The 10,965-nt window shown below is 39.6% G+C and carries 12 protein-coding genes; 8 read left to right on the forward strand and 4 right to left on the reverse strand.

Annotation, left to right across the window (positions count from 1 at the left end; translation table 11 throughout):
• Window positions 1–117 precede the first annotated feature (117 nt).
• Window positions 118–627, reverse strand: coding sequence for a hypothetical protein (locus PL9631_RS02200; protein ID WP_156090414.1), 510 nt, complete (start codon window positions 625–627; stop codon window positions 118–120).
• 64 nt (window positions 628–691) lie between these two features.
• Entirely contained in the window at window positions 692–1,096 is a 405-nt protein-coding gene (locus PL9631_RS02205) for an NIL domain-containing protein (RefSeq protein WP_083616554.1), read from the reverse strand.
• 187 nt (window positions 1,097–1,283) lie between these two features.
• On the opposite strand from PL9631_RS02205, the gene PL9631_RS02210 reads away from it, so the two are divergent.
• From PL9631_RS02210 to PL9631_RS02220, 3 genes are all read left to right on the forward strand, one after another.
• On the forward strand, window positions 1,284–1,874 hold the full coding sequence (locus PL9631_RS02210; protein WP_083616556.1) for a thioredoxin family protein: 591 nt from the start codon (window positions 1,284–1,286) through the stop codon (window positions 1,872–1,874).
• Between the two features lie 154 nt (window positions 1,875–2,028).
• Window positions 2,029–2,979 carry an ABC transporter ATP-binding protein gene (locus PL9631_RS02215; protein ID WP_083616558.1) on the forward strand — a complete coding sequence of 317 codons (951 nt, stop codon included), beginning with the start codon at window positions 2,029–2,031 and terminating at the stop codon, window positions 2,977–2,979.
• Between the two features lie 39 nt (window positions 2,980–3,018).
• The gene (locus tag PL9631_RS02220; protein ID WP_083616560.1) at window positions 3,019–4,782 is read left to right on the forward strand and encodes a hypothetical protein; all 1,764 of its coding nucleotides are present in this window, start codon (window positions 3,019–3,021) and stop codon (window positions 4,780–4,782) included.
• Between the two features lie 32 nt (window positions 4,783–4,814).
• Here the strand turns inward: PL9631_RS02220 and PL9631_RS02225 are convergent, their stop codons facing one another.
• Window positions 4,815–5,711, reverse strand: a complete 897-nt coding sequence (locus PL9631_RS02225) for a glycosyltransferase family 2 protein (RefSeq protein WP_083616562.1) — start codon at window positions 5,709–5,711, stop codon at window positions 4,815–4,817.
• Window positions 5,712–5,852: 141 nt separating this feature from the next.
• On the reverse strand, window positions 5,853–6,686 hold the full coding sequence (hpsJ-B, locus tag PL9631_RS02230) for a hormogonium polysaccharide biosynthesis protein HpsJ (RefSeq protein ID WP_083616564.1): 834 nt from the start codon (window positions 6,684–6,686) through the stop codon (window positions 5,853–5,855).
• A gap of 182 nt (window positions 6,687–6,868) precedes the next feature.
• On the opposite strand from hpsJ-B, the gene rfaE2 reads away from it, so the two are divergent.
• The 5 genes from rfaE2 (at window position 6,869) to PL9631_RS02255 (ending at window position 10,775) form a co-directional block, all read left to right on the forward strand.
• Window positions 6,869–7,357: a D-glycero-beta-D-manno-heptose 1-phosphate adenylyltransferase gene (gene rfaE2 / locus PL9631_RS02235; RefSeq protein ID WP_083616566.1), complete on the forward strand. Its 489-nt coding sequence runs from the start codon at window positions 6,869–6,871 to the stop codon at window positions 7,355–7,357.
• A 77-nt stretch (window positions 7,358–7,434) separates the two neighbouring features.
• Window positions 7,435–8,169: a GUN4 domain-containing protein gene (locus PL9631_RS02240; RefSeq protein ID WP_083616568.1), complete on the forward strand. Its 735-nt coding sequence runs from the start codon at window positions 7,435–7,437 to the stop codon at window positions 8,167–8,169.
• A gap of 89 nt (window positions 8,170–8,258) precedes the next feature.
• Window positions 8,259–9,281, forward strand: a complete 1,023-nt coding sequence (locus tag PL9631_RS02245) for an ABC transporter ATP-binding protein (protein WP_083616570.1) — start codon at window positions 8,259–8,261, stop codon at window positions 9,279–9,281.
• Between the two features lie 79 nt (window positions 9,282–9,360).
• A complete protein-coding gene (locus PL9631_RS02250) occupies window positions 9,361–10,236 on the forward strand; it encodes an ABC transporter permease (RefSeq protein WP_083616572.1) in 876 nt (291 codons plus the stop codon).
• Between the two features lie 164 nt (window positions 10,237–10,400).
• The gene (locus PL9631_RS02255) at window positions 10,401–10,775 is read left to right on the forward strand and encodes a hypothetical protein (protein ID WP_083616574.1); all 375 of its coding nucleotides are present in this window, start codon (window positions 10,401–10,403) and stop codon (window positions 10,773–10,775) included.
• Window positions 10,776–10,965: the final 190 nt, after the last annotated feature.

Raw genomic sequence — 10,965 nt, forward strand, 5'->3', positions numbered from 1 at the left:
ATTACCCTGTTACTGAGCGAAGTCGAAGTATTACCCATTACCCATTACCCATTACCCATTACCCATTACCCATTCGTAATTCGTAATTCGTAATTCGTAATTGATAATTCCTGATATTTAATTTTCAGGGAGTGGAATTTTTCCATGATAAGGAATAGGAATACATCCTAAATGAAAGGGTAAACAAAATTGTGATTCTAAATGTCCAAAGGAAAAATAATGATTTAATCCCCAGCCTAAGATTAAACCCAGGGTAGATAATATCGATAAAATAATAAAAGACTGTCCATCTTTAAACCGGGCAGTTTGCAACTCTAATCGAGCTAAAGCAGTGGCTGAAACCATCAATAAAATATTAATAGAAACCTTAATCCAGATCAGCATAAACACACTTAAAATTGACAGGAACACAATCATTAAAAATGTTCCCCAGTCCGTTCTACTTTTATTTAAAACAAATGTATTTAGTTGATTTAATGGCAGGGTAAAGAATAAATCAATTAACCAAATTAACCCTAGGAATAGACCAGAAACTAAAGAATACCAACTCGATTCAAATAAAAACCAACCAAAATTCAGACAAGTAACTAAAAGTAATCCAAAGGAGAACCAAGTAATTAGTGTCAATTGATGTTCTAATTTCATTATAATAGCAGAATAAAATAATAAATTTTTAGGTTGAATTACCCCTTTAAAGATTAGTAGAAATTGCCTGAAGGGGACAGGTAGGAATACATTGTTCACACACAATACATCGTGAGCGAGTAAATGTCAAATAAAAGGTTTCTGGATTTAATGTTAACGCTTCCGTCGGACAAACTCCAGTACAGAGTCCACAATCAACACAACTTTGTTCATCAATTAAAATTTCTCGTCCGATTAGAGAAACTCCAATATTTTGAGTTTGCATCCACTCAATAGCCGCTTCTAGTTCATCAATATCTCCCGATAATTCTACCACTAATTTTCCGACTTGATTCGGAGCAACTTGGGCGCGAATAATATTAGCAGCTACATTAAAATCCTTAGCCAATCGATAGGTAATTGGCATCTGAATAGAACGTTTGGGAAAAGTCAAAGTCACTCGTTTTTTCATGGGCTTAATCCTAAATTTTATTCCTGTCTTATCTAATCATATTCCTGGATTATCCCTTAAAATTTGTGATAAATAGGATTCACCTCTCTATTTTACAACATTTTTCAGAAGAACGTTAATCAATTTTGTTAAAAATTTTGTTAAACTAAAATCATCAATAATAATGATCATCTTTGACAATATCAACATGAACAAAAACCCCATACATTCAACCCCCTCAACTGAACCTTCTGATTTAGCCAAACGAATCAGAAACTTGTTAATTATCATCGCGGCGATCATTCTGAGTCTCTCGGTTTTCTTAGGAATTCGTAGCGAAGCCACTTCCACTTCCCTCCCTCAACTCGTAGAAGAATCAATTCCCCTGGATACTGCCTTAAATAATGGTAAACCGACCCTCATGGAATTTTATGCAAATTGGTGTACCAGTTGCCAAACCATGGCGCCGGAATTAAGCGAAATCAAACATAAATATTCTGAACAACTCAATTTTGTCATGTTAAATGTCGATAATAGTAAATGGCTACCCGAACTTTTGAAATATCGAGTTGATGGCATTCCTCATTTCGTTTATTTGAATCAAAAAGCCGAAACAATTGCCCAAACTATCGGTGAAATTCCTCGCCCGATTTTAGAAGCCAATTTAGAGGCATTAATTGCAGAAAATCCCCTTCCCTATACTCAAGCCAGTGGTCAAGTTTCTGCATTTAATTCTCCCCTAAATATTGATAACCCTAGCAGCAGTGATCCCCGCTCCCATGGTGCTCAGGTTCAATAAGCAATCTCTTGACAAAATATAGCCTTTTCTTGCGTAAAAATGTAGATTAGAGAGAGACGCGCCGTGGCTCGTCTCTACATTCCGTAAATCGGTTAACGTAGGTTGTAGAGGGAATCTAAGTTAAAACTTCAAACTCAATTCTTCTGATATTGCTATGGCGAAAGAACTTGCAATTCAAACCCGGGGACTAACAAAACGATTTGAGCGCCATCTGGCGGTTAATGATTTAGATTTACAAATTCCCATGGGAGAAGTCTATGGATTAATCGGGCCAAATGGAGCCGGAAAAACTACATTATTGCGGATGTTAGCCACCATAGAAGAACCCACAAAAGGGGAAATTTATATCAATGGAGAAGTCGTATCCCGGGATCATACTAACCCCAAAATCAAACAACGTTTAGGGTATTTACCCGATGATTTTCCCCTCTATGATGATTTGACGGTTTGGGATTATTTAGATTACTTTGGTCGGTTATATTATCTGCGTGAACCTCGACGGACTCAACGAATCTATGAGGTTTTGGAAATCGTGCAGTTAAGCCAAAAACGCGATCGTTTAATTTCCACCCTTTCCCGGGGGATGAAACAACGATTGAGTTTAGGACGCACTATTATTCATGAACCTTTATTACTCTTTCTTGATGAACCAGTATCTGGTTTAGATCCGATTGCCCGGATGCAATTTCGAGAGATTATTAAAAGTTTACATGAAGCGGGAATGACCATTGTGATTTCTTCCCATGTATTAAGTGACTTGGAGGATTTTTGTAGTTATATTGGGATTATGGAATTGGGGTATCTGGTCGAAAGTGCATCAATACAAGACTTGTATAAACGTTTGAGTTTGCAGCATCTTTTTATTTCGACCTTGGGTAAAATGGATATACTGATCGGGGAATTAAAAAATCATCCGGCGGTGGAGAGTTGGGAAGTTTTGCCCGGAAAACAACAGGTAAAAGTTCAATTTTCAGGAACAGAGAAAGATGCCGCAACCCTATTGCGATCGCTCATTTCTGCGGAAGTTCCCTTAAGTGAATTTAATCGAGTTCAAGAAAACTTAGAATCTATTTTCTTAAAACTCGGACACAAACAAGTCTCTTAAAAGCCATAAACCGTTCAACTTTATGCAGGAATAAGAGTTATGAACCGTCTGTCTTTACCTAAATTTAATGGGTGGAATCCCCAACTGGTTAGAGAATTAAAAGGTCGATTTCAAATTCGCAATATTTTGGTGGTGATCGGACTTTCTATCCTCACCCAACTGATTATATTTTTAAGTACCTTGGATAAATTTCCATCGACAAAAGATATTAACTTAGGTCATAAATATTGCCCCTCTCAAAACCAATTTTTTAATACATCTCAAACAAAATATTGGCAAATTTATGACAAAATTAATGCTCAGGGTAATCCGGGTAAATATCCCGATTTAGAACAACAACTTCGAGAACTTGACAAAATCAGAAATGCGGTCTGTCCCCAGGATTTAATTGATTTTAACCGTTGGTTTATGGACTACTGGGCAAACATTTTTATTTGGATTAGTTTGATCGCCATTTTCGGCTTAATTGTGCTGGGAACCTATATGCTAATTAATGATTTAGCTACCGAAGAACGGCGAGGAACCCTCAACTTTATTCGATTAAGTCCCCAATCTTCTCAAAGTATTTTAATCGGCAAATTATTGGGCGTACCTAGTTTATTATATCTCGGAATTTTCCTGGCAATGCCTTTTCATTTATGGGCGGGAATTTCTGCTCATATTTCCCTGCTAGAAATTTGTAGTTTCTACGGTTTAACCGCAGCCAGTTGTGCATTTTTCTATAGTTTAGCATTGTTAGTAGGAGTGACAACTAGCACCTGGTTACATGGCTTACAATCTTGGATTGGGAGTGGAATAACCTTAATTTTTCTATCTACAGCTAATAGTAAACCCATTATCTCCGAAGGTTGGGATTGGCTGAATCTATTTTCTCCCCTGTGTCTGATTCGCTATCTAATTGATGAGACAGGAAATCATGACTCTGATTATTTTTATCTTCTTGGTCATGACAATATTATTAAATTAAAATGGTTTGGATTGAATGTAGGAGCCAATGGAATTTCCCTCCTAGCATTAGCCTTACTCAATTATGGGTTTTTAACCTATTGGATTTGGCAAGCCTTAAAACGGAACTATCAGCATCCTAATCTTCCGAGTTTAAGTAAACAACAGAGTTATCTATTAACCCTGAACTTTACGCTGATGAATCTAGGGTTTTCTCTCTCTAAATTTGAACTAAAAAATGGTTATTATGGGACTATTTTCATTGGTAATATTTTCCTGATTTTGGCTTTAATCTCAGCCCTATCCCCACAACGCCAAACCCTACAGGATTGGGTACGGTATCGCATGGAACGAAAAAAACATTGGTGGACGAATTTAGCAAAAGATTTAATTTGGGGTGAAAAAAGTCCGGCAATTGTGGCAATTTTGATTAATCTTTTGATTGCTTCTACAATTTGGATAGTCACAATTTTTGTTGTGGTTCCCGCTTCGGACAAAGGCCAAATGTTGTTAGCGGTTGCTTTACATTGTAGTTTTATGCTGCTTTGTGCCAGTATTGCTCAATTAATGGCAATGATGAAAACCCCAAAACGAACTTTATGGGCAACGGGCGCGGTATTAGGCGTGATGATTATTCCCCTATTATTTATAACTGTGGTGTTTTCGTCTAAACCTGAATATTATGCCGTTTTTGTGGTATCTGTCATCCCATATATCTCAATTTCTTCCGCCCCATTTTCCACAATTCTGAGCAGTTTTATGGGTCAAGTTTTAATCACTATTCTGTGCAATATCCAACTGACTCGATTATTGAAAAAAGCTGGAGAATCCGAAATGAAAGCTCTAGTAAGTTCCTGAAATAAAAGCACCCTGAAGCATGAAATAAAAAACTAAGAGTCTGATGTTCCCAGATTGGAGATAACTTTCTGGGACTCGGATTTTTCTGAAGTCTCTAAAACCAGATTATACAGTTGAGGAGAATTTTTAACCTCCCAAACTTTCAGCAGGATCAAATATTCATAAAATGCCTGTAAAACACACCAAGAAAATCCCGAACGACCATCTAAAATTCCCCCTAAAAAAAAGTACATATAAACAAACCGAATCAAAGGTCTAAACGGTAAACGTAAGGATAAATCTTTTAAGGCTCGTCGTCGTTCAACTTCCGAACTTCCTAATAATAAATCCTTCCAATTCACGGTTCCCGTCTGTAACTGTCGCAGGGTTTCTACTGCTTCATCCGTTGAGTAACGATTGTGTTTGTCAATCCAACGGGATAACCCTTTACTACAGGTGTAATGGGGATAGGTTTCTCGAATAAATCCGGTCGGGCCATCACAAACTTCCCGTTCCGTATGACCATAATCGGTAAACCAGACTTTATCCTTGCGAAACAAACGCATTTGATACCGGGGATATTGGGTACTACGTCGAATCCAATTCCCTAAAAATATCACCCGTTCAGCGACATAATATCCAATATATTCCTGACTTTGAATCGCCTCTAAACATTCTGCAAATAACTCGGGAGTCATCCGTTCATCGGCTTCTAAAATGTAGACCCAATCGTGTTTAGTCGGAATTTCCCTTAACATCCAGGTGCGCTGTTTTCCATGACTTTCAAAACCATGTTGTAACACCCGAACCGGATACTGTTGGGCAATTTCAATGGTGCGATCTTGACTAAAGGAATCCACCACAATCACGTCATCTGATAACGATGCCGACTTAATACAATCCGCAATATCAATTTCTTCGTTGGCGGTGAGAATATAAATTGAAAACATGAAAAATGATAATAGGGAACAGGGAACAGGGAATAGGGAATAGGGAATAGGGAATAGGATTAATAAAATCTTGATTTTATTTCTGCCACTGATAACTGATGACTCTTACACTAATAACTGATAACTGATGACTGATAACTGTTAAGCTGTTGGTGTTTTGCGCCGATTTCCACCGCGTAAAATTCCCAAACCTTTGAGTCCTGTCCAACCCAAAGTAATATAACCAATGGCTAACAATAAACTACTAATTCCTGTTCTCAAACTCGATTTTAAGGATTGAGTTTTGGCTTGGGTTTCTAGTTCTTGTTTGCGATCGCGAATTTGACCTAACAATTGTGTGGGTAAATTATCCGCCTGTTGATTCAAAAAGTCCTCAACCGCCTTGGGATTAGATTTAGACTGTTCTAAGATTTGTCTAACTTCCGGCGGAAGATTGGGGTTAGCAAGGGCTTGATTCAGGGCTTCAGGATTTTGTGATAACCCCGCAAATTGATCTTTAAGCTGAGTTTTTCGTTGCTGAATTTGCTGCTGAAATTGCGTACTCCCGATTTGGTTTTCCAGTTGGGTTTGAGCTTGAGTCGCTTGTTGATTAATTTCTGCGAGGGCTTCGGCTCTAGCTAAACGGGTATTATTTAGATGCAAAGGAAATAGTAAAAGATACAATAACCCGAATAAACTCGCCAGCAATGACACCCAAAATCTTAAACTCGCAAAGGGTTTAGCCGGCTTGATATTGCCTTCGGTGGCAGCATCCATCCAAAAAGCGATAAAAACTAAGGCCATGCCCACCATCGGGACAATACCTCGATCTACTAAATCACTGGCAATACTAATTTGCCACCCTCGATTGAGAAAATTGGGTGGAATCAAAAGTACCAGAAAATCCACTAGGGACGAAAAAATTAAAATAACTCCAACCAGTTTCAGAATGAGAGAGGTTGCGGTAGAAAATTGACGGCTAGAAGTAGCTTTCATTGAATGATCCGTAAACTAAGTTATGATCTCGATTTGCGCTTGTTGATATTTTCCCTAACCCTAAGTTTGTAGGGCTGGCTCGGAAATGTTCGAGACAAAGATCAACAAACGTTACAATTCTAATCGGTTCAGACCTCTGGATAGACTGACTTGAGTAAATTCCCCCTCCCCCATCAACTGGAATGACTGCTTATCTTTACACCTTAACCGAATTACAAGAAGACATCACCTTGAATCCTCAACGATGGCGTCCCCTGGTTTTTACCAATGGCTGTTTTGATTTAATTCATGCGGGTCATGTTCGCTATTTACAAGCGGCTAAAGCATTAGGGCGATCACTCGTTGTCGGATTAAATAGCGATTTATCCGTCCAAACGATTAAACCGCAAAAACCTGGACATCCCCAGCGCCCCATCGTCCCAGAAGCACAACGGGCTGAAGTCCTAGCCAGTCTCAAGCCCATTGATGGGGTAGTTATTTTTTCCCAAACCACCGCCGATCATCTGATCCAAACCCTGAAGCCCGATATTTATGTCAAAGGCGGTGATTACACCCTAGAAACCTTACCAGAAGCCCCGATTGTGCAAGCATACGGGGGTCAAGTTGCCTTCATTCATATCGAAGTCCCCTCCTCCACCAGCGCCCTGATTCAACGGATTCTCAACGGTTAACTATTGCCGGGTACTTGTACAATAGTCAAGGTTAAGAATTCCATACCGATTCTCAATTACCCAATGCCACGCCCCCTATGACTGACCTGACCACTTCCCCCCAACAAAACCCTGCCATGAGTGCCGATGAATTGCGCTCTGGGCTTTTTGGTGCCTCGGAAAAGGCTCAATTCCAACTATTAGAAACATTAACCCAAGGTGGGGAAACGGTTTGGCAGGTGTTAATGGAATTTTTATTAAAACAACAATCTAATCCCCCTAGTTTAATTAGCGGTAAGGTTTATCAAATTTTATATCAGGCTCATCCCACCGATGAAAAAGTTGGTACTTTTTTGAAAACCCATTTTCCGACGGGAATTGTTCCCTTAAAATCCGATACCGGAATAGATTATATCCCCCTACAAACCTTACTCGCCCAACAAGACTTTTTAGAAGCGGATAAGTTAAGCGTCCAAAAACTTTGTGAATTAGCCGGAAGTTCTGCGGTACAACGAAAATGGCTGTATTTTTCCGAAATTGAACGCTTCCCCATTGCGGATTTAAAAACGATTGACACCCTTTGGCGTATCCATTCCGAGGGTAAATTTGGCTATTCTGTCCAGCGAGAACTTTGGTTGGGTGTTAATAAAAATTGGGATAAATTATGGCCTAAAATTGGCTGGCGTGAAGGTCGCAATTGGACACGCTACCCCCAAGGATTTACCTGGGACTTAACCGCCCCGAAAGGTCATCTTCCCCTCTCTAATCAATTACGAGGCGTTAGGGTCATCGAAGCCCTCCTCTCCCATAAAGCCTGGTCACAGCCTCAATAATCAGCAGCTAAGGCGGGAAAAACCACAGAAAAGCCATAGTAGGAAATTGTTGAGAAGTGTTAAGCTAATTGATTATTTAAGCGTTGACTATGATTCCTGCTGTTCTGATTCAAAATCTAAAAAAATCCTATGGCAGCGCGTGCGCCGTTAAAGATGTCTCTTTTGATGTCCAACCTGGGGAAATCTTTGGTTTACTTGGGCCAAATGGAGCCGGAAAAACCACAACCCTACGGGCTTTGTGTACCTTAATTACCCCCGATGCTGGGCGTTTGGAGGTTTCTGGTATTTCTGTGGTCGATCAACCCCGTCTTGTTCGTCAACGCCTCGGTTATGTGGCCCAGGAGGTCGCTTTAGATAAGGTCTTAACCGGGCGAGAGTTATTACAATTACAAGCGGCTCTCTATCATATCCCTCGCGCTAATATTGCCGAACGCATTCATCAAGTTACGGATTTATTAGGATTACAAGATTGGTTAGATCAAAAAACCGGAACCTATTCCGGGGGGATTCGTAAGCGCTTAGATTTAGCTTCGGGTTTACTCCATCAACCGGATTTATTAGTATTAGATGAACCTACTGTTGGTTTAGATATTGAAACTCGGGTGGTGGTCTGGAATTTTCTCCGTCAATTACGGGAAAATGGCACAACAATTTTAATTACAAGCCACTATTTAGAAGAAGTGGATGCTTTAGCTGACCGGGTAGCAATTATTGATCAAGGATTAGTGATTGCCTTGGGTACTCCTTCGGCTTTGAAAGATCAACTCGGAGGCGATCGCATTACCCTCAGAATTAGAGAATTTTCCCCAGTTGCAGAAGCCGAAAAAGCTAAATCTTTATTACAACCCTTACCTTTTGTACAGGAGATTATTATTAATCCGGCTCAAGGCAATTCTTTAAATTTAGTAGTTCAAACTCAAAGTGATGCTTTATTTACAATTCAACAGGCGTTAAAAGATGCAGGTTTACCCACCTTTGGGATTGCCCAATCTCGCCCCAGTTTAGATGATGTTTATTTAGCCGCCACGGGTCGAACCTTACTAGATGCTGAAATAGCGGCTTCTAGTAATCGAGATTTGAAAGCTGAGAAAAAGAAAAGTATGCGCTCTTAGTAAGATTTCGGTAATTTTTTGTACAATCTAATCAAACAAGCTCTGATCGACATCGTTAATTGCCAAAACCTTAATAATCATGAGTAGTTCAACAACATCTGTTAAAATTTTAACCCCGAATCAAACGGTTGATCAGCAACCGAATTTAGTGGGGGAATTTCTGCAAGAAACTATTGCCTTAACCCGTCGGTTATTTATTCAATTACAACGCCGTCCTTCCACCTTAATTGCGGGGATTATTCAACCGTTAATGTGGTTGGTTTTATTTGGAGCTTTATTTCAAAATGCCCCTAAAGGATTATTTGGCGGAACTCTTAATTATGCTCAATTTTTAGGGGCGGGAGTCATTGTTTTTACTGCCTTTGCCGGGGCTTTGAATGCGGGATTACCGATTATGTTTGACCGAGAATTTGGCTTTCTAAATCGGTTATTAGTTGCCCCTTTAGTCTCTCGATTTTCGATTGTTTTAGCTTCGGCAATTTATATCGTTACGTTGAGTTTAATTCAAACCTCGGTTATTATTGCCGCCGGAGCCATTTTAGGCGCGGGATTACCCGGAATTGCCGGATTAAGTATCATTACCCTAATTGTGTTTCTCTTGGTTTTGGGGGTAACGGGGTTAAGTCTGGGATTAGCGTTTGCCTTACCCGGTCATATTGAATTAATTGCGGTAATTTTTGTAACGAATTTACCCCTTTTATTTGCCAGTACCGCCCTGGCTCCTTTATCTTTTATGCCCCATTGGTTACAGGTGGTGGTTTGTCTGAATCCCCTAAGTTATGCGATTGAACCCATTCGTTATCTATACTTAAATCAAGATTGGGCCTTTAATAGCGTGGTCATGGAAGCCCCCTTTGCTACGGTTACTTTTGGCGGTGCGTTATTAGTATTAATCGGGTTTGCTACCGTGGCTTTACTTTCGATTCAGCCCTTATTAAAGCGTCGTTTTGCTTAAACCGACCCATCGGTGTACAAAATTTTTCTGCCTATTAGTCCCCCCAACTTTTGGAAGATTAAACAATCTTAGGGGGGAATATCTTTTTCTAATTTTCAGAAAAATAGCTACAATGTATGAATCTAAGTTTTTATAGTTATTTTTGAAATCGTGAGGTTGTAATCATGGAATTTAAAGCCTTAAAATCGGCTTTGGGGGTTTTCTCATTAACTGCCGTGACCGCCGTAATTGGAGTTTTGGGATTAACTTCTGCCAGTTTCGCCCAATCCACTTCCGTCAACCCTTTACAAGAGTTTCAACGTTCTGATAACCCCGACCCCCTCAGTGGTGAAAATAGTGGGAAAACGATGTTAGATATTATTCATAATTCCCGGTTAGGGGGATTTAATATTGATTATGAAGCGGTAGGCAATCAACAACGCCAAAATATTCAAGATGCAGCGGCTCAATTTCGTGAAAAACAACGTTTACTTCTCCAGCCACCTGAAATAACTGAACCCGCAACTGATTCTACTAATCCCATAGAAGTTCAACCATAAATCAGTTATCAGTTATCAGTCATCAGTCATCAGTTATCAGTGTTAAGAGTTAATTAATTGACGAATAAATCCCCAAAACCCAAAACCCATTACCCATTCGTAATTCGTAATTTGTAATTACCCATTACCCATTACCCATTACCCATTACCCATTACCCATTACCCATTACCCATTACCCATTACCCACTT

Origin of the sequence: Planktothrix paucivesiculata PCC 9631 (assembly GCF_900009265.2) — a bacterium.
Classification (GTDB): Bacteria; Cyanobacteriota; Cyanobacteriia; order Cyanobacteriales; family Microcoleaceae; genus Planktothrix; species Planktothrix paucivesiculata.

Excerpts from the sequence above, each read along its gene's own strand:
- PL9631_RS02205 (WP_083616554.1), bottom strand. The coding sequence starts at position 1,096 with ATGAAAAAACGAGTGACTTTGACTTTTCCCAAACGTTCTATTCAGATG.
- PL9631_RS02210 (WP_083616556.1), top strand. The coding sequence starts at position 1,284 with ATGAACAAAAACCCCATACATTCAACCCCCTCAACTGAACCTTCTGAT.
- PL9631_RS02220 (WP_083616560.1), top strand. The coding sequence starts at position 3,019 with ATGAACCGTCTGTCTTTACCTAAATTTAATGGGTGGAATCCCCAACTG.
- PL9631_RS02215 (WP_083616558.1), top strand. The coding sequence starts at position 2,029 with ATGGCGAAAGAACTTGCAATTCAAACCCGGGGACTAACAAAACGATTT.
- PL9631_RS02255 (WP_083616574.1), top strand. The coding sequence starts at position 10,401 with ATGGAATTTAAAGCCTTAAAATCGGCTTTGGGGGTTTTCTCATTAACT.
- PL9631_RS02250 (WP_083616572.1), top strand. The coding sequence starts at position 9,361 with ATGAGTAGTTCAACAACATCTGTTAAAATTTTAACCCCGAATCAAACG.
- hpsJ-B (WP_083616564.1), bottom strand. The coding sequence starts at position 6,686 with ATGAAAGCTACTTCTAGCCGTCAATTTTCTACCGCAACCTCTCTCATT.
- rfaE2 (WP_083616566.1), top strand. The coding sequence starts at position 6,869 with ATGACTGCTTATCTTTACACCTTAACCGAATTACAAGAAGACATCACC.
- PL9631_RS02245 (WP_083616570.1), top strand. The coding sequence starts at position 8,259 with ATGATTCCTGCTGTTCTGATTCAAAATCTAAAAAAATCCTATGGCAGC.
- PL9631_RS02225 (WP_083616562.1), bottom strand. The coding sequence starts at position 5,711 with ATGTTTTCAATTTATATTCTCACCGCCAACGAAGAAATTGATATTGCG.
- PL9631_RS02240 (WP_083616568.1), top strand. The coding sequence starts at position 7,435 with ATGACTGACCTGACCACTTCCCCCCAACAAAACCCTGCCATGAGTGCC.